The sequence below is a fragment of the Streptomyces sp. NPDC006450 genome (assembly GCF_040612195.1).
Lineage (GTDB): Bacteria > Actinomycetota > Actinomycetes > Streptomycetales > Streptomycetaceae > Streptomyces.
Genome location: NZ_JBEXPT010000129.1, coordinates 1 through 18,165, shown reverse-complemented (window position 1 = coordinate 18,165; position 18,165 = coordinate 1). Strand labels below are relative to the sequence as shown.

Genomic DNA, 18,165 nt, shown 5'->3' with positions numbered 1-18,165 from the left:
CCGGCCTCGCGGAGCCGCGGCCCGGGCCGGTGCCGGCGCCGCCGACCGGGCGGGCGCTCCCGGGGGTCCCGGGGCGTCGGGCGGCCCCGAGGGGTGCGGGGCTCGTCGGCCGCGCGGGGTCGGTGGTGCTGTCGGTGGCGCGGGGTGTGCTGGTGGGCATCGCGGCCGTCCCTGGGTTCGTGCCCGGATCGGTACCGAGCGGTAACTTGTCAGGGGACTTCTACGGGGCTGCGCACACGCTCCGCAACGGCGCCGCGGGGCCGCGCCGCAGCGGGCCGGCCTTCACCTATCCGGGTCGGGCCCCCGGCCGCCCCTGGGCCCCGCCCGGGCCCCGCAGGGACCGAGGTGGACGCCGCACGGCCCCGCCGGGGCACCCCGAAGGGGGACGCGGGCGGTCACGGACGGAGTCCGGTCCGGTGCGGGCCGCCGAAGCCGGGGAGGCCCCCGGGGCCGGGGCGTGCGCGGGGGCGTCGGGGAGGCGGGGGTGGGAGCCGGTCGTATCCTGGGGGCGTTTCCGACTACCGAAAGCAGCCGGCCATGCGTGTGTACGTCCCCCTGACCCTGCCCGGGCTCGCCGAGGCGCACCAGGCCGGTGAGCTGGGCCCGGCTCCGCTGCGGGCGTACGCCGTCACGCCCGGGCTGCGCGAGTGGTACGTGTCGGACGACATCGAGGAGCTGGAGTACGCCGCCCTGACCCGGGCCGCCGCCGCCTCGCTGCGGATGATCGCCGAGGACGGGGCCGCGCCCCGCAAGCGGGTCGTGGTGGCCGTCGACGTGGACGACAAGGCCGCCACCGCCACCCCCGGCGTCGACGAGGCCGCGCTCGGCCAGGTGGCCCTCGCCGGGGCCGTACGGCTTTCGGTGGCCGCCGCGGTGCACGTGGACGCGGAAGAGGCCCTGGAGGACGTGAGCGCCGCCGTGGCGGCCGTTGCGGCCGCGGAAGCGGGCGACGAGGACGCGCAGTTCACCGTCGACGGCGCCGAGGACCACGAGCTGCTGTGGTTCGGGGTCCAGGAGATTCCGGGGCTGCTGAAATGAGCGCGGCACCCGAGGACCCCGCGCGCGTGGTCCCGACGCCCGAGGGCCCCGCACTCGCGGTGCCGGAGCCCGTGGCCGTCCACCCCGTGGCCGCCGCGTCCGGGGGCCCGGCCGTCCCGGTCGCCGCGCCCGCGGCCCCGCACATCGTCTGGGACTGGAACGGCACGCTGCTCCACGACATCGACGCCGTGATAGCCGCCACCAACGCCTCCTTCGCGGAGCTCGGCCTCGCGCCGATCACCCTGGAGCGGTACCGCGAGCTGTACGTCGTACCGGTGCCGAAGTTCTACGAGCGCCTCATGGGCCGGCTTCCCACGGACGCCGAGTGGCTGGTCATGGACGAGGCCTTCCACCGCCACTACTGGGTGGCCGCCGAGGACGCAGGGCTCGCCGAGGGGGCCCTCGAACTCCTGAGGGACTGGCAGGAGGGCGGGCTCACGCAGTCCCTGCTGTCCCTCGCGCCCCACGACAAGCTCGTCCCGCTCGTCCGGGCGCACGGGATCGACGGGCACTTCCTGCGCGTCGACGGGCGCACCGGGCCCTCCCACACCACCAAGGCGGGACATCTCGTACGTCACTTGGCGGCCCTGCACGGGACGGGAGTGACCGCCGGTCGTACGGTACTCATCGGAGACGCCGTCGACGACGCGCTGGCCGCCGCGCACGTGGGTGCGCGGGCCGTCCTCTACACGGGCGGTTCGCACAGCCGCCGCAGTCTGGAATCAGCCGGTGTCCCCGTAGTGGACAGCCTGGCGGAGGCCGTACGCACTGCTCGCGAACTGGCCGGATAGCGACCCGGCGCATGAGCGGAGAGCGACGACGCCCCGGCCAGGCACGCCCGGCCGGGCCGGACCCTGTCCAGAGTGTCAAAGTTACCCCCCCTCTTTTGTACACATACAGCTCATGACGAGCCGGGGGTGGAGCGAGATAGCCTGGTACCCGTGATCAGCGCGATAGTTCTCGGAGGCACTGAAGCCTCCGGCCGGCGCCCGGCGCACCACGGTGCCCGGGCCGTCGCTGATCCCCGCCCCCGGGACATCCTGCCGATCATGGCCGATTTCCTCCCGGTGGGCTCTCTCGACGGCATAGCGTCGATCCCGAACGGACACCGACACCCCGCCTCGCGGTGCTATGCCATTCCTTCCTTCACCTACGTCACGCAATGGCGCGCGACAGGAGCCAGAGGACATGCAGACCAAGCTGGACGAAGCAAAGGCCGAGCTGCTCGCGCGGGCGGCACGGGTAGCTGAGAACAGCCCGGCCGGGGGGCTACTTCCGACTGGGTCCGAGCAGGGGGAGCGTCCCGACCGGGACACGACTCTCGCCTACCTCCAGCGCTACTACCTGCACACCGCCCCGGAGGACCTCTTCGACCGGGACCCGGTCGACGTGTTCGGGGCCGCACTCTCGCACTACCGGCTCGCGGAGAACCGTCCGCAGGGCACGGCGAACGTGCGCGTGCACACGCCCACGGTGGAGGAGAACGGCTGGACCTCCAGCCACTCCGTCGTCGAGGTGGTCACCGACGACATGCCGTTCCTCGTGGACTCCGTGACGAACGAGCTGTCCCGCCAGGGCCGCGGCATCCACGTCGTGATCCACCCACAGGTCGTCGTCCGCCGCGACGTCACCGGCAAGCTGATCGAGATCCTCGGCCCCGACTGCGACGCGCACGGTCCCCGCACCGCGCGCCCCCACGACTCCCTCGTCGAGTCCTGGATCCACGTCGAGATCGACCGCGAGACCGACCGGGCCGACCTCAAGCAGATCACCGTCGATCTGCTGCGCGTCCTGTCCGACGTGCGCGAGTCCGTCGAGGACTGGGAGAAGATGCGCGACGCTGCGCTGCGCATCGCTCAGCAGCTGCCCGAGGAGCCGACCGCCCCGGACCTGCGCGAGTACGAGCTCGAAGAGGCGCGCGAACTGCTGCGCTGGCTCGCCGACGACCACTTCACCTTCCTCGGCTACCGCGAGTACAACCTCGTCGACGGGGACTCCCTGGCCGCCGTGCCCGGCACCGGTCTCGGCATCCTGCGCTCCGACCCGGTGCACCACGGCCAGGACGAGGCGCACCCCGTCTCGCCGTCCTTCAACCGGCTGCCGGCCGACGCCCGCGCCAAGGCCCGCGAGCACCGCCTGCTGGTGCTGACCAAGGCCAACAGCCGCTCCACCGTGCACCGCCCCTCGTACCTCGACTACGTGGGCGTGAAGAAGTTCGACGCCGAGGGCAACGTCGTCGGCGAGCGCCGCTTCCTCGGCCTGTTCTCCTCCGCCGCGTACACCGAGTCGGTGCGCCGGGTCCCGGTCATCCGCCGCAAGGTCGCCGAGGTCCTCGAAGGCGCGGGCTTCGCCCCGTCCAGCCACGACGGCCGCGACCTGCTCCAGATCCTGGAGACCTACCCGCGCGACGAGCTGTTCCAGACCCCGGTCGACCAGCTCCAGGCCATCGCCACCTCCGTCCTGTACCTCCAGGAGCGCCGCCGGCTGCGGCTGTACCTGCGCCAGGACGAGTACGGGCGCTACTACTCCGCGCTCGTCTACCTGCCGCGCGACCGGTTCACCACCGGCGTCCGGCTGCGCCTGATGGACATCCTGAAGGAGGAGCTCGGCGGCATCAGCGTCGACTTCACCGCCTGGAACACCGAGTCGATCCTCTCCCGCATCCACTTCGTGGTCCGCGTCCCGCAGGGCACCGAGCTGCCCGCGCTGACCGACGCCGACGTCGAGCACCTCGAGGGCCGCCTGGTCGAGGCCGCCCGGTCCTGGGCCGACGGCTTCGGCGAGGCGCTCGTCGCGGAGCTGGGTGAGGAGCGCGCCGCCGAGCTGCTGCGCAAGTACGCGAACTCCTTCCCCGAGGGCTACAAGGCCGACCACTCGCCGCGTTCGGCCGTGGCGGACCTGTGCCACCTGGAGCGGCTGTCCGCGAGCGACCGCGAGTTCGCGCTGTCGCTGTACGAGCCGGTCGGCGCGGGCCCCGGCGAACGCCGGTTCAAGATCTACCGCACGGGTGAGCAGGTCTCGCTCTCCGCGGTCCTGCCGGTCCTGCAGCGCCTGGGCGTCGAGGTCACCGACGAGCGGCCGTACGAGCTGCGCTGCACCGACCGCACCAACGCGTGGATCTACGACTTCGGTCTGCGGATGCCGCTCGCGAGCGGCAACGGGGACTCCGCCGGGACCTCCCCCTACCTCGGCGACGACGCCCGCGAGCGGTTCCAGGACGCCTTCTCGGCGGTCTGGCAGGGCGACGCCGAGAACGACAACTTCAACACCCTGGTGCTGGGCGCCGGACTGACCTGGCGCCAGGCCGTGGTCCTGCGCGCGTACGCCAAGTACCTGCGCCAGGCGGGTGCCACCTTCAGCCAGGACTACATGGAGGACACCCTCCGCAACAACGTCCACACCACCCGGCTGCTCGTCTCCCTCTTCGAGGCCCGGATGTCGCCGGGCCGCCAGTCCGCGGGCACCGAGCTCGTCGACGCGATGCTGGAGGAGCTGGACGGGGCCCTGGACCAGGTCGCCTCGCTGGACGAGGACCGGATCCTGCGCTCCTTCCTCACCCTCATCAAGGCGACGCTGCGCACGAACTTCTTCCAGCTCAACGCCGCGGGCGAGCAGCACTCGTACGTGTCGATGAAGTTCGACCCGCAGGCCATCCCCGACCTGCCGGCGCCGCGTCCGGCCTTCGAGATCTGGGTGTACTCCCCGCGCGTCGAGGGCGTCCACCTGCGCTTCGGCAAGGTCGCCCGTGGTGGCCTGCGCTGGTCCGACCGCCGCGAGGACTTCCGTACGGAGATCCTCGGCCTGGTCAAGGCGCAGATGGTCAAGAACACCGTCATCGTGCCCGTCGGCGCCAAGGGCGGCTTCGTCGCCAAGAACCTCCCCGACCCGTCGGTGGACCGCGACGCCTGGCTCGCCGAGGGCATCGCCTCGTACAAGATCTTCATCTCGGCGCTGCTCGACATCACCGACAACATGGTCGGCGGCGAGGTCGTGCGGCCCAAGGGCGTGGTCCGCCACGACGAGGACGACACCTACCTCGTCGTCGCCGCCGACAAGGGCACCGCGACCTTCTCCGACATCGCCAACGGGGTCGCCGAGTCCTACGGGTTCTGGCTGGGCGACGCCTTCGCCTCCGGCGGCTCGGCCGGCTACGACCACAAGGGCATGGGCATCACCGCCCGCGGCGCCTGGGAGTCCGTCAAGCGGCACTTCCGCGAGCTCGGGCACGACACCCAGACCCAGGACTTCACGGTCGTGGGCGTCGGCGACATGTCCGGCGACGTCTTCGGCAACGGCATGCTGCTCTCCGAGCACATCCGCCTCGTCGCGGCCTTCGACCACCGGCACATCTTCATCGACCCGAACCCGGACGCGGCGACCTCCTACGCCGAGCGCCGGCGCCTGTTCGAGCTGCCGCGCTCCTCGTGGGCCGACTACGACAGCGAGCTGCTGTCCGCCGGCGGCGGGATCCACCCGCGCAGCGCCAAGGCCATCCCGGTCAACGCGCAGGTCCGCGCGGCCCTCGGCATCGAGGCGGGCGTCACCAAGATGACCCCGGCCGAGCTGATGCAGGCCATCCTCAAGGCCCCCGTGGACCTGCTGTGGAACGGCGGCATCGGTACGTACGTCAAGGCGACGGCCGAGACGCACGCCGACGTCGGCGACAAGGCCAACGACGCCATCCGCGTCAACGGCTCCGACGTGTTCGCCAAGGTCATCGGCGAGGGCGGCAACCTGGGCCTGACCCAGCTCGGCCGCATCGAGTTCGCCCGCAGCGGCGCCGGCGGCGAGGGCGGCAAGATCAACACCGACGCCATCGACAACAGCGCGGGCGTGGACACCTCCGACCACGAGGTGAACATCAAGATCCTGCTGAACTCGGTCGTCGCCGACGGGGACCTGACCGTCAAGCAGCGCAACAAGTTCCTCGCCGAGATGACCGACGAGGTCGGCCGTCTGGTGCTGCGCAACAACTACGCGCAGAACGTGGCGCTGTCCAACGGCGCCGCCCAGGCCCCCAGCCTGCTCCACGCCCAGCAGCGCTTCATGCGCCGCCTGGGCCGGGACGGCCTGCTGGACCGCGCGCTGGAGTTCCTGCCCAACGACCGGCAGCTCCGAGAGCTGCTGAACAACGGCAAGGGCCTGACCCAGCCGGAGCTGGCCGTCCTGTTCGCCTACACCAAGATCACGGTGGCGGACGAGCTCATCCACACCGAGCTGCCGGACGACCCGTACCTCGACCGCCTGCTGCACGCCTACTTCCCGGCCGCGCTGCTGGCGAAGTTCCCCGAGCAGGTCGACGGGCACGCGCTGCGCCGCGAGATCATCACCACGGTGCTGGTCAACGACACCGTCAACAGCGGTGGCTCGACCTTCCTGCACCGACTGCGCGAGGAGACCGGAGCCTCCCTGGAGGAGATCGTCCGGGCGCAGCTCGCGGCCCGCGAGATCTTCGGCCTGGCCGGCGTGTGGGACGCGGTCGAGGCCCTCGACAACAAGGTCGCCGCCGACGTCCAGACCCGGATCCGGCTGCACTCGCGGCGGCTGGTCGAGCGCGGTACGCGCTGGCTGCTGAACAACCGGCCGCAGCCGCTCCAGATCACCGAGACCATCGAGTTCTTCGCCGAGCGGGTGGAGCGGGTCTGGTCGGACCTGCCGAAGCTGGTGCGCGGCGCGGACCTGGAGTGGTACGAGGCGGTCATGGCCGAGCTGATCGGCGAGGGCGTGCCGGAGGAGCTGGCGGCGAAGGTGGCCGGGTTCTCCTCGGCCTTCCCGACGCTGGACATCGTCGCGATCTCGGACCGTACGGGCGTCGAGCCGCTGGCCGTCGCCGAGGTGTACTACGACCTCGCCGACCGGCTCGACATCACCCAGCTGATGGACCGGATCATCGAACTGCCGCGGGCCGACCGCTGGCAGTCGATGGCCCGCGCGTCCATCCGCGAGGACCTGTTCTCGGCGCACGCGGCGCTGACCGCGGACGTGCTGGCGGTCGGGAACGGTACTTCCACTCCCGAGGAGCGCTTCAAGGCGTGGGAGGAGAAGAACTCGGCGATCATCGGGCGGGCGCGGACGACCCTGGACGAGATCCAGGGGTCGGACGACTTCGACCTGGCGAACCTGTCGGTGGCCATGCGGACGATGCGGTCGCTCCTGAGGGCGCACGCGTAGCCCTGCGGGCGGCGGAACTCGTACGGGCCGGGCCCGGGACCCCCTTGGGGGTTCCGGGCCCGGCCCATGTGGTCAGCGCTTGCGGGTGAAGGCTTCGTAGGCGTCGCAGACCTCTTTGGAGGGGCCGTCCATGCGCAGGACGCCTGATTCGAGCCAGATCGCGCGGTCGCAGGTCTCGCGGACCGTGCCGATGCCGTGGCTGACGAGGAAGACGGTGCCGGCCCGTTCGCGGAGTTCCTCGATGCGGGCCTGGCTGCGGCGCTGGAAGGCGGCGTCGCCGGTGGCCAGGGCCTCGTCGATCATCAGGACGTCGTGGTCCTTGGCGGCGGCGATGGAGAAGCGCAGCCGGGCGCCCATGCCGGAGGAGTAGGTGCGCATGGGCAGGGAGATGAAGTCGCCCTTCTCGTTGATTCCGGAGAAGTCGACGATCTCCTGGTAGCGCTGCCGGATCTGCTGCTTGGACATTCCCATGGCGAGCCCGCCGAGGACCACGTTGCGTTCGCCGGTCAGGTCGTTCATCAGGGCGGCGTTCACGCCGAGCAGGGACGGCTGGCCGTGCGAGAAGATCCTGCCGCGCGCGACCGGCTGGAGGCCGGCGATGGCGGACAGCAGGGTGGACTTGCCGGAGCCGTTGGTGCCGATCAGGCCGATGGCCTCGCCCTTGTACGCGGTGAAGCTGACGCCCTTGACGGCGTGCACCTCGCGGATGCCGGGGGCGGGCCTGCGGGAGAACATCCGGCTCAGGGCCGCGGTCGCGCCGCCCTTGCGGCCGCCCGAGCCGTGCACCTTGTAGATCACGTGGACGTCGTCGGCGATGACGGTCGGGGTCCGGGTCCCGGTTGCGGTGTCAGCCACGGCCGTACTCCTCCTCTGCCTTCCAGAAGAAAACGAACCCGCCGACGCCGGCGAGCAGGGCCCAGCCCAGGGCGACCAGCCACACGTGGTGCGGGAGCTGGTGCGCCGTGTACGAGTCGATGAGCGAGAAGCGCATCAGGTCGATGTAGACGGCGGCCGGGTTGAGCTTGAGGGCCATCGAGACCCAGTGCGGCAGGTGGTCCGTCGTGAGCATCTGGTCGATCGACCACATGACGCCCGAGGCGTACATCCACGTCCGCAGGATGAAGGGCATCAGCTGGCTGACGTCCGGGCTCTTCGCCCCGACCCGCGCCATGACCATGGCGCAGCCGGCGCAGAAGACGGCCATGAGGACGAGGGTGGGGAGGGCCAGCACCCAGCTCAGGGCCGGGGTCTGGCCGAAGACGAGCAGCAGGATGATCAGCGCGCCCATGGTGATCAGCAACTGCTGGAAGAGCTGGACGACGGTGGACAGCGGCAGCGAGGCGCGCGGGAAGTGCAGGGCGCGCACCAGGCCCAGGTTGGACTGGACGGCGCGCGTCGAGGCGTTGATGCAGCTTCCGATGAAGTCCCAGACGAAGACGCCCGTGATCAGGAAGGTGATGTAGTTCGGCACGCCGCGCTCGGCGTGCATGACGATGCCGAAGATGAAGTAGTAGACGGCGGCGTTGAGCAGCGGGGTCATCAGGTGCCAGACCTGGCCGAGGCTGGCCTGGCTGTACTGGGCGTGCATCCGGGCGGTGGCGTACGCGGTCACGAAGTGGCGCCGGCCCCAGAGCTGCGCGAGGTAGCGGGGGAGGGTGGGGCGGGCTCCACTGAGGGTCAGGTCGTGGGCCGCCGCCAGCTCGGCGATGGGGTCCGGGGCCCTGCCGTTGGCCCCGGGCTGGTGGTTCGCCGGGGCGGGGGCGGGGGCCGGGGGTGGCGCGGTGGTCGCAGTCACGTGGGTCGCTTTCGACGGGGTCGGGGCGTCGGCCGGCGATGGGACGGGTCCGTATCGTCGCTACGGTGAGGTTAGATCGTGAGACGTCGGAACGCAACCGTATCGTCGTCGCGGGCTATGCTCTGCTCATGACCCGTGAGCCTGCTGCCGCCCCTGCCCCCGCCCCCGCCGCCCGAAGAGCCCCCGCCGGTGCCGCCGTCCTGCGCGAGGACGTGACCGAGGCGATCCGTGCGGCCGTCGTCGAGGAGCTGGCCACCGTCGGCTTCGCGCGGATGTCGATCGAGGGCATCGCGCGGCGGGCGGGCGTGGGGAAGACGGCCGTGTACCGCCGGTGGAAGTCGAAGCTGCACCTGGTGCTGGACCTGGTCGGCGCCTTCGCGACGGACGGCCTGCCGGTGCCGTCGACGGGGTCGCTCCACGGGGACGTACGCGCGCTGCTGGAGGTGATGACGCATGTGCTGCGGCATCCGGTGGCCTCGGCGGTGATCCCTGACCTGCTGGTGGAGGCGGCGCGTAATCCGGAGATCGCGGACGCGGTGCGGGGGGCTCTGCTGGAGGGGCAGCGGCGGATGGCGGAGGGGATCATCGCCGAGGCGGTGTCGCGGGGGGAGCTGCCGGTGGGGGTGGACGCGGGCAGGGCGCTCGATCTGGCGATCGGGCCGTTGTACTGGCGGCAGGTCGTTGTACGGGACGTCGTCCCGGCGGGATACCTGGACGACCTTGCGCGGTCGGTCGTTGCCGGGATGACGGCCGGGCCGGCCTGAGGGACTCCCGCTGCGCGGGTCTCGCCCCCTCCCCGCCCATCGCCCGTTCCCCGGGGCTGCGCCCCGGGCCCCCGTGGGGCCTGCGCCCCGGGCCCCGGTCCTCACGCGTCGGATGGGCCGAGGGGGACCGGGGCTGCGCCCCGGCGCTCGGTCCTTCGGCGCCGGGGCGGCTGACGTCCGTTACGGCCAACGGCTCGCGGTCAGGTGGGCCAGGGTGGGTTCCGGGGTGGCGGAGGGGGCTGCCGGGGCGGGGCGGCGGTCTTCCAGGGGGGTGATGGGCGCGGTCGGCTGGCTCAGGAAGACGCGGCGGACCACGCGCTCCGCCGCCTGGCCGTCGTCGTGCGTGCAGAACCGGGTCCGGAAGGACGCGCGGAGCTGCGCCGAGCGCGAGCCCTGCCAGTGGCCGGTGGAGAAGATGTCCACCAGCTCGTCCTCGGTGCGGGCGATCGCCCCCGGGGGGAAGGCCCGGAGGTCGAAGTACGTGCCGCGGGAGGCCTCGTACGCCTCCCAGTCGTCCGCGTGGATGACGATCGGGCGGTCCAGGGACGCGTAGTCGAACATCAGGGACGAGTAGTCCGTCACCAACGCGTCGGAGGCCAGGCAGAGTTCCTCGACGGAGGGGTGGGACGAGACGTCCAGCAGGCGCGGGTGCGGCTCGGGGGAGGGCGCGCCCGCGTAGGTGAGGTGGGTGCGGGTCAGGATCGTGAAGCGCGGGCCCAGGTCGCGCAGGATGCGCTCGAAGTCCGGCGGGGCGGGGCGGCTGCGGCGGTAGTCGCGGTGCGTCGGCGCGTACAGGATCGCCGTGGAGCCCGGCGGGATGCCGAGGCGTTCGCGCAGTTCCAGGACGTCCGCCTGGGTGGCCTGGTGGAACACGTCGTTGCGGGGATAGCCGTATTCGAGCGTGGTGTACGAGGACGGGACCGCCTTCTCCCAGACGAGGGTGGAGTGGCGGTTGGAGGAGAGCAGGTAGTCCCACTGGTCCGCGCCGCGGAGCAGGCCCGCGAAGTCCGTCGTGGGGGTGGCCGCCGGACGGTCCTGGAGGTCGAGGCCGACCCGCTTGAGCGGGGTGCCGTGCTGCGTCTGGACGAGGATCTGGCCGGGGCGCTTGACCAGCGCACGGTCGAAGTTGACGTTCGTGACGAGGTAGGTGGCGCGGGCCAGGGCCGTCCAGTACGCCGCCGAGCCCGGGCGCAGGGGGGTGGTGTCACGGGGCAGGGTCGAGGCGTGTCCGGGTTCGCAGATCCAGGCCGTCCGCATGCGCGGGGCGAGTTCGCGCAGCTTGGCCTCGATCGCCGCCGGGTTGCAGGCGTAACCGCCGTGCCAGTACGCGGAGAAGACCGCCAGCTCCGGGCGGAGGGGGAGCAGGCGCTGCGTGCGGTAGTGCAGGCGCAGGACGGTCTCGCGCAGGCCCCGGCCCAGGGTGACCCCGGCGCGGCCCGCCGTGAGCGAGGCCGAGCGGAGCAGGGACAGGACGCGGTACGCGCGCCTCGTGCCCAGCCGCATCAGGAGGTGGCGGGTGCGGTCCGTCCGGCTCAGGGACAGCGGACGGGGGCCCGGCACCCGGTAGCGGCGCAGCAGGGCCGAGGCCCGGGCGAAGAACTCGGCCCGGGCGGCGCGCGGGAGCCGGCGCGGATCCGCGTACAGGGCGCAGAAGTGCTCGGCCATGCGCCGGTGCACGGCGGGCCGCCAGCGCTCCAGCTCGGGGCGGGTGGCGAGGTAGCCGAAGACGCGGTCGTACTGGTCGAAGACGTCCAGGTGGCGGCGGGTGGACGTGGTCAGGATCGAGCCCGTGCGGCGCTGGCGGTAGTGCACGCAGACCCGGTCCAGGACCGCCACGGACTCCGCCGCCAGGAGCGCGGGGTAGGTCCAGGGGGTGTCCTCGTAGAAGCCGGGCGGGAAGGAGAGGCCCTCGCGTTCCACGTACTCGCGGCGGTAGGCCTTGTTCCACACCACCGTCAGCATGCCGAGGAGGGAGGGGCGGTCGGCGAGGCGGAAGCTGGCCGGGCCCTCTTCGGAGAGGCGGTGGGAGAGGCTGCCCGGGACCGTCTCGCCGGTCCAGTAGGTGCGCGCGTAGTCGTAGACGAGGACGTCCGGGGAGCCGGTGGCCTTCAGCCGGTCGGTGATGGCCTGCAGGGCGCCGGGGGCGAGGGTGTCGTCGCCGTCGAGGAACAGCACGTAGTCGCCCGTGGCCCGGGACAGGCCCGCGTTGCGGGCCGGCCCCAGGCCGAGGTTGTGCGCCAGGTGGACGGCGGTGACCCGGGGGTCGCGGGCCGCGTGGTCGTCGATGATCGAACCGCAGGCGTCCGGGGAGGCGTCGTCGACCACGATCAGTTCGAGATCCGGGTACGACTGGGTCAGGACCGAGTCCAGACTCTCCTGGAGGTAGGCCTGGACCTTGTACGCGGGCACGATGACGCTGAACCGGGGCACGGCACATCCAGGGGTCGGCGCGGGCATATGGCCCAGGAACCCCCGGCGTGGTGATCGGGTTACGCAGGGTGCGGCATTCGGGTTACGGAGCGTCAACCCGGCACGTCAACGCCATGATCGCCAGCCGGTCGGGTGCAGCCGGTTACTTGATCGCTCCCGCCATCACCCCCGAGACGAACTGACGCTGGAAGGCGAAGAAGACGACGAGCGGCACCACCATCGACAGGAAGGCCCCGGGCGCCAGTACGTCGATGTTGTTCCCGAACTGCCGTACCTGCTGCTGGAGCGCGACCGTGACGGGCGGGTGCGCCGAGTCCGCGAAGACCAGGGCGACCAGCATGTCGTTCCACACCCACAGGAACTGGAAGATGCCGAGCGAGGCGATCGCCGGACCGCCCAGCGGCAGCACCACCCGTGTGAACAGCCGCAGTTCGCCCGCACCGTCGAGCCGGGCCGCCTCCAGCAGCTCCCGCGGGATCTCCGCGAAGAAGTTCCGCAGCAGGAACACGGCGAACGGCAGCCCGAAGGCGGTGTGGAAGAGGACCACGCCCGCCGTGGTCTCGAACAGGCCGATGGAGCCGAAGAGTTCGGAGACCGGGATCAACGCCACCTGGACGGGTACGACCAGCAGCGCCACCACGACCAGGAACAGCCAGTCGCGGCCCGGGAACTCCATCCAGGCGAAGGCGTATCCGGCGAACGCCCCCAGCGCCAGGACGAGCAGGGTCGCCGGGACGGCGATGGCCGCCGTGTCGATCAGCGAGCCCGTGACGGTCTCGTTGGCCAGCAGCCGCTCGTAGTTGTCGGCCGTCAGCCGGGAGGGTGCCGTCAGCACCTGCCACCAGCCGCCGTCGTTCAGCGCGGTGGGGGAGAGGAAGGAGGAGATCAGCAGCCCGAGCGTGGGCAGCAGCCAGAACAGGCCCGCGAGGACGAGGAAGACGCGCAGCGCCCCGCCCGCCGCCCGGGCGGCCAGGGTCCGTGCGGTGGGCGGGACGCGGGGCGGGCGGGCAGGGACGCGGGGCGCGGCGGCGGACGGGCCGGGGGACGCGTCGGACGGCGTACGGGACGGGGTGCGCGGCGCTGTGCTCATCGGCGGGCCTCCCGGCGCATCCGGCGGATGTTGTAGGCCATGACGGGAGCCACCAGCACCAGCAGCAGCACCGCGATGGCACTGCCCAGCCCCGGATCGGCGTCCGTGCCGAAGGAGGTCCGGTACAGCTGGAGGGCCAGGACGTTGGCGTCGTCCTGCACCGCCCCCGGCGCGATCACGAAGACCAGGTCGAAGACCTTCATGACGTTGATGACGAGGGTGACCAGCACGACGGCCAGGACGGGCGCCAGCAGCGGCACCGTGACCCGCCGCAGCACCTGCCACTCGCTCGCCCCGTCCACCCGCGCCGCCTCCAGCAGCTCGCGCGGTACGGCGGCCAGCCCGGCCCCGATCAGCACCATCGCGAACCCGGCCCACATCCACACGTAGGCCCCGATCACCGCCGGGGTCACCAGCGTCGGGCCGAGCCACTCGACGCCCCCGTACGCCTCCCGGAAGTTCGAGGCGGGCAGCCGCAGCACCGCGCCGTCGGCCGCGGCGGACAGCGTGAAGGTGCCGTCGGCCCGGGTCCTCGCCGAGTCGACCACCCGGCCGTCCTTGACCGCCTCGACGCGCAGCCCCGACAGCGCGGACTCGGTGGCGTCGACCGTGTTCGTCGTGCCGCCCCCGCCCCGGGTGAAGTCCTGCCAGGCGGTGCCGGTGACCTTCCCGGGCTCGGTGGCGGCCGGCCGCGCCGTACGCGTCCCCGAGGGGAGGGATTCCGGGGCGATGCCGACCAGCGGGAGCGGGGCGGGCACGCCCGCCCGTACCGGATCGCGGGTCACGAACGCGCCTCCGTCGGCCGGGACCAGCGGCGAGTCCCGGCCGGGGCGGGCCTTGGGGAAGGCGGAGGACTCGGCGAAGGTGTCGTGGACGCCGACCCAGACGGCGTTGGCGACGCCCCGGTCGGGGTCGGCGTCGTAGACGAGCCGGAAGATGATGCCCGCGGCGAGCATCGAGATGGCCATCGGCATGAAGACGATCAGTTTGAAGGCCGTTCCCCAGCGCACCCGTTCGGTCAGCACGGCGAAGAGCAGGCCGAGCGCGGTGGCGGTGACAGGGGCCAGCACCACCCAGATCGCCGTGTTCCCCAGGGCGGTGCGGATCGTGTCGTCGCGCAGGATCTCCCCGTAGTTCCCGACGCCCACGAAATCCTCGCCGGAGCGGTCGAAGAAGCTGCGGTAGAGCGAGTAGCCGATGGGGTGCACGACGAGCGCGCCGAGCAGGACGAGGGAGGGGAGCAGGAACGCCGCGGCGGTCAGCCGGCGGCGCCGGGTCTCCCTGCTCTTCGGGGAGCGGGGACCGGTGGCGGGGGAGGCCACGGGATCAGTTCCCGTAGGCCTTGGCCGCGTCCGCCTCCAGCCTCGCCTGCGTCCCCGCCACGTCGGCCGGGTTCGCCAGGAAGTCCTGGAGCGCCTTCCACTCGCCCGCGCCCGGCGTCCCGCCGAAGGCCGCCGGGGCCTGGTCCGACATGTCGAAGCGGAAGTTGTCGCCCGCAGCGATCAGGGCCTCGGCGATGCCGCGCTGGATGTCGTTCGGATACGCGGCCGGTTCGAGCGACTTGTTCGGGGAGAGGAACCCGCCCTCACGGGCCTGGATCCGTGCCGAGTCCGGCGAGGCCAGGAACGTCAGCAGCGCCTGCGCGCCCTTCGAGGCCTTCAGTGCGACCGCCACGTCCCCGCCCGAGACCACCGGCGCCTTGGCGCCGACCGCCGGGAAGGGGAAGACCAGGGCGTCCGTGCCCACCTTCGCCTGCGTCTGGGCGATGTTCACCGCCACGAAGTCGCCCTCGAAGACCATCGCGGCCGCCGGCCGGTCGCCGCCGGTGAAGGTCTGCGTCACCGACTTCGGGAACTCGGTCGCCAGCGCCCCGCTCTGCCCGCCCGCCAGGAAGTCCTTGCGGCCGAACAGCTCGGCGAGCGAGGTCAGCGCCTGCTTGACGCTGTCGTCCGTCCACTTGATCTCGTGCTTCGCCAACTGGTCGTACTTCTCCGGGCCCGCCTGCGAGAGGTAGACGTTCTCGAACCAGTCGGTCAGGGTCCAGCCGTCGGCCCCGGCCACCGAAACCGCCGGAGTACCGGACGCGGACAGGGTGTCGGCCGCCGTGAGGAGCTCCTTCCAGGTGGCCGGGGGCCGTACGCCCGCCGCCTCGAAGGCCTTCGCGTTGTACCAGATCAGCGACTTGTTGGCGGCCTTGTAGTACACGCCGTACTGGGTGCCGTCGACCGCGCCCAGCGTCTTCCAGCCGTTCGAGTAGTTCTTGTCGAGCTGGGCCTGGGCGTCGGCGCCCACCGGCTGCGCCCACTTGTTCTTGACCGCCGAGACCAGCGCCCCCACCTGCGGGAGCAGGGCCACGTCCGGCGGGGCGCCGCCCGCGATCTTCGATCCGAGGAAGGTGACGATCGGGTCCTGCGCCGGGACGAAGGTGACGGTGGCGCCCGTCCGCCGCTCGAACTCCTCCAGGACCTTGACGAAGTTCGCCTGCTCCGCGCCCGTCCAGACGGCGGCGACCTCCAGCTTCTCCCCGTCGAGACGGGGTAAGGCGACGGACGGCCCGCCCGAGGCGTCGGGGCCGTCCGGGCCCTTCGCGGGCTCCTTGCCGTCTCCGCCGCAGGCGCTCAGCGCGAGCGCGCCGGCCACGGCCAGAGCGGCCCACGTGTGGTGCGTACGAGAGGTGGTTGTTCGGCTCGTTCCGTGCTTGCGCATGGCGGTGCCCCCGGTGCCTCGCTGGCGATGGTGTGTCCCGTGCCACAAGGTCTACGCCGCCCCGCGCACCCCCGCAATACCGCCTCGCGTTGTACGGGGGTGCGCGCAGGCCCGCTCGGGTGCCTGCCCGGGGTGGCGGTCAGGGGCCGGCCGGGTGCCGGTCCGGTGCCGTTCGGGTGCCGGTTCAGGGGGCCGGGGGGAACAGCACGGGGACCGCCGACACCAGGTGCGAGGCCCGGTCCAGGGCGCTGGCCAGCAGCGCCAGGTCGGTCGGGCCGTTGCCCAGCTCGCGGACCGGGCGACGGGCCGGCGGATCACCCATCCGCTCCCACTCCACCGGCACCACCGTCGGCCGCAGCGTCGCCGTCCGGGGGATCCGGCCGGTGACCCGGCCGCCCTGGAACGGGACCGCGCGCCCGTCGGCGTACCGGAGCACGCCCCGGCCGGGGCCCGGCTGGTCGGGGGCGTCGAGCTCCACGCGCAGCGTCGTGAGCCGGGCCAGCTCGGTGTCGGCCGTCCGGTCCGGCCGCGCGCTCGTGGCCACCAGGTGCACCCCGAGACGGGCTCCCTCGCGGGCCACCGCCTCCAGGGCGCGGACCACCGAACCGGCGGCGGGCCGGCCGGTGCTGCCCAGGCCCGGCGCGACCAGCGCGTCGAAGTCGTCCACGAGCACGACGAGGCGGGGCAGCGGGCTCGGACCGGCCGCCGGATCGGTGCGGGTGGCCGAGGAGCGCAGCCGCAGGGTGCCGGAACGCTGGGGTTCGAGATCGCCGCGCAGCTCGCCCGGTGTGGGCTGGCGCGGCGCGACCATCCGGTCGGAGACCTCGCGCACGGCGTGCCACTCGGAGAACGGCACCCCGTCCAGGAGCTCGGCCCGCCGCTTGAGCTCCGCGCCCAGCGCCTGCGCGAACTCCCGCATCCGCAAAGGGTCCGAGGCGACCAGGTGCGCCGAGACGTGCGGCAGCTCGGTACAGGGCAGCAGGCCGTCGCCGCGCTCACCGCCGGCCCCGTCGAGCAGGACCAGGCCGAGCCGGTCGGGCCGCGCCGCGGCCGACAGGGACGCCGCGACGGAGCGCAGCAGTTCCGTACGGCCGCTGCCGGCGGGCCCCTCGATCAGCAGGTGCGGCCCGTCGGTGACCAGTTCGGCGCCCACGGGCCCGCGCCGGCCGGTGCCGAGGACTATGTCCGCCAGCCCGCCCAGGCGCTGCCCCTGATCGGTGGAGGCGGCCCAACGGGCCATCAGGGAAGCCGGGGTGGCCCGGGCCAGCCCCAACTCGTCCAGCAGCCGCGAGGTCAGGGGCAGGTTGGCGGCGGCCGGCCGGTAACCGCCCTCCACGACGGGGGAGTCGGCCTTCAGGGGGGCCAGGGCGCGGGCGAACCGCTCCGCCCAGGCCGCCGACACGGCGTCCGCCGTGGCCGTCCCGCCGGACGCGGCCGGTCTGCCGCCCGAGACCGCGAAGGTCCGTACGGTCGTGGCCACATCACCGCTGAGCAGCGCTGCGGTCGAGCAGTCCCGGAAGGCGGGCGAGGCCGCGCAGGCCGCCTCGTACGTCTCGGCGACGGGCGAGGCGGGCGTCGCGGCCGGCGCCTCGGCCAGGGCCAGCACGTGGATCCCGGCGGCCGGCCCGTGCGAGGCCAGCCGGCTGGTGATGTCCCGGAGCGCCCCGGGACCGGGGTCGCCGTCGAGGACCAGGAGCGTGAACGGGCCCCGGTAGCCGTACGAGGCCTCGCGCACCGCGTCCGGGCCGGCGGCGGCCCAGTGGGTGCCGAGGGGGCCGTCGTCGAGCCGCCGGGTCAGCTCCCCGGCACGGGCGGCCGCCTGATCGCGGTCGTAGGCGAGCAGCAGCCGGCAGTCCTGGCCGTGAGCGGGGCGTACGTGGGGCAGCCAGCCGAGCCAGCCCCAGTCGCGGCGGCGTTCGGCGAGCGGCCGGGCCCGGTCGGAGGAGATCAGCACGATCTCCAGGCGCTGGCCGGGGGCGTGCAGGGCCGCGAGCCGCGCGATGACGGAGCGGGCCACACCGGTCAGCCGGGCCCGGGGCCCGGCGATGCCGAGCGCGCCGGTCTCGCGGAGCGCGACCTCGCTGCCCGCGCCGAGGGAGACGTCGAGCCCGGCGGGCCCGGCCCACAGCCGCGGGGCCGGCCCGAGGGCGGTGAGCAGCAGGGTCGCGGGG

At 72.9% G+C, this 18,165-nt stretch carries 11 protein-coding genes; 4 read left to right on the top strand and 7 right to left on the bottom strand.

Annotation, left to right across the window (positions count from 1 at the left end):
• The first annotated feature begins 537 nt into the window (after positions 1-537).
• From ABZY57_RS27650 to ABZY57_RS27640, 3 genes are all read left to right on the top strand, one after another.
• Positions 538-1,038, top strand: a complete 501-nt coding sequence (locus tag ABZY57_RS27650) for a hypothetical protein (protein ID WP_356516422.1) — start codon at positions 538-540, stop codon at positions 1,036-1,038.
• Positions 1,035-1,829, top strand: a complete 795-nt coding sequence (locus tag ABZY57_RS27645; RefSeq protein WP_356516420.1) for an HAD family hydrolase — start codon at positions 1,035-1,037, stop codon at positions 1,827-1,829. The genes ABZY57_RS27650 and ABZY57_RS27645 overlap by 4 nt, the downstream gene beginning before the upstream one ends.
• Positions 1,830-2,226: 397 nt before the next feature.
• Entirely contained in the window at positions 2,227-7,209 is a 4,983-nt protein-coding gene (locus tag ABZY57_RS27640) for an NAD-glutamate dehydrogenase (RefSeq protein WP_356516418.1), read from the top strand.
• Positions 7,210-7,281: 72 nt separating this feature from the next.
• On the opposite strand, the gene ABZY57_RS27635 is transcribed toward ABZY57_RS27640, so the two are convergent.
• Together ABZY57_RS27635 and ABZY57_RS27630 are read right to left on the bottom strand one after the other, a co-directional pair.
• Complete coding sequence (locus ABZY57_RS27635) at positions 7,282-8,064, bottom strand: ABC transporter ATP-binding protein (RefSeq protein ID WP_356516416.1); 783 nt, start codon at positions 8,062-8,064, stop codon at positions 7,282-7,284.
• Positions 8,057-8,917 (bottom strand): ABC transporter permease, encoded by an 861-nt coding sequence (locus ABZY57_RS27630; protein WP_356516424.1) that lies wholly within the window; start codon positions 8,915-8,917, stop codon positions 8,057-8,059. Before ABZY57_RS27630 ends, ABZY57_RS27635 begins: the two co-directional genes overlap by 8 nt.
• A gap of 215 nt (positions 8,918-9,132) precedes the next feature.
• Here ABZY57_RS27630 and ABZY57_RS27625 point away from each other — a divergent pair, with 215 nt between their 5' ends.
• On the top strand, positions 9,133-9,768 hold the full coding sequence (locus ABZY57_RS27625) for a TetR/AcrR family transcriptional regulator (protein WP_356516414.1): 636 nt from the start codon (positions 9,133-9,135) through the stop codon (positions 9,766-9,768).
• Positions 9,769-9,948: 180 nt separating this feature from the next.
• Here the strand turns inward: ABZY57_RS27625 and ABZY57_RS27620 are convergent, their stop codons facing one another.
• The 5 genes from ABZY57_RS27620 to ABZY57_RS27600 all read right to left on the bottom strand — a co-directional run.
• A complete protein-coding gene (locus tag ABZY57_RS27620) occupies positions 9,949-12,198 on the bottom strand; it encodes a bifunctional glycosyltransferase family 2 protein/CDP-glycerol:glycerophosphate glycerophosphotransferase (RefSeq protein WP_356516412.1) in 2,250 nt (749 codons plus the stop codon).
• Between the two features lie 142 nt (positions 12,199-12,340).
• Complete coding sequence (locus ABZY57_RS27615; RefSeq protein WP_356516410.1) at positions 12,341-13,288, bottom strand: carbohydrate ABC transporter permease; 948 nt, start codon at positions 13,286-13,288, stop codon at positions 12,341-12,343.
• Positions 13,285-14,610: a sugar ABC transporter permease gene (locus ABZY57_RS27610; RefSeq protein WP_356516408.1), complete on the bottom strand. Its 1,326-nt coding sequence runs from the start codon at positions 14,608-14,610 to the stop codon at positions 13,285-13,287. Before ABZY57_RS27610 ends, ABZY57_RS27615 begins: the two co-directional genes overlap by 4 nt.
• A 4-nt stretch (positions 14,611-14,614) precedes the next feature.
• On the bottom strand, positions 14,615-15,994 hold the full coding sequence (locus ABZY57_RS27605) for an ABC transporter substrate-binding protein (RefSeq protein ID WP_356516406.1): 1,380 nt from the start codon (positions 15,992-15,994) through the stop codon (positions 14,615-14,617).
• Between the two features lie 184 nt (positions 15,995-16,178).
• The coding region (locus ABZY57_RS27600) for an FtsK/SpoIIIE domain-containing protein (RefSeq protein WP_356516404.1) at positions 16,179-18,165 on the bottom strand (1,987 nt) is incomplete at its 5' end.

Bases quoted from the DNA above. Each gene is read 5' to 3' on its own strand.
- ABZY57_RS27650 (WP_356516422.1), top strand. From the start codon at position 538: ATGCGTGTGTACGTCCCCCTGACCCTGCCCGGGCTCGCCGAGGCGCAC.
- ABZY57_RS27645 (WP_356516420.1), top strand. From the start codon at position 1,035: ATGAGCGCGGCACCCGAGGACCCCGCGCGCGTGGTCCCGACGCCCGAG.
- ABZY57_RS27640 (WP_356516418.1), top strand. From the start codon at position 2,227: ATGCAGACCAAGCTGGACGAAGCAAAGGCCGAGCTGCTCGCGCGGGCG.
- ABZY57_RS27625 (WP_356516414.1), top strand. From the start codon at position 9,133: ATGACCCGTGAGCCTGCTGCCGCCCCTGCCCCCGCCCCCGCCGCCCGA.
- ABZY57_RS27615 (WP_356516410.1), bottom strand. From the start codon at position 13,288: ATGAGCACAGCGCCGCGCACCCCGTCCCGTACGCCGTCCGACGCGTCC.
- ABZY57_RS27605 (WP_356516406.1), bottom strand. From the start codon at position 15,994: ATGCGCAAGCACGGAACGAGCCGAACAACCACCTCTCGTACGCACCAC.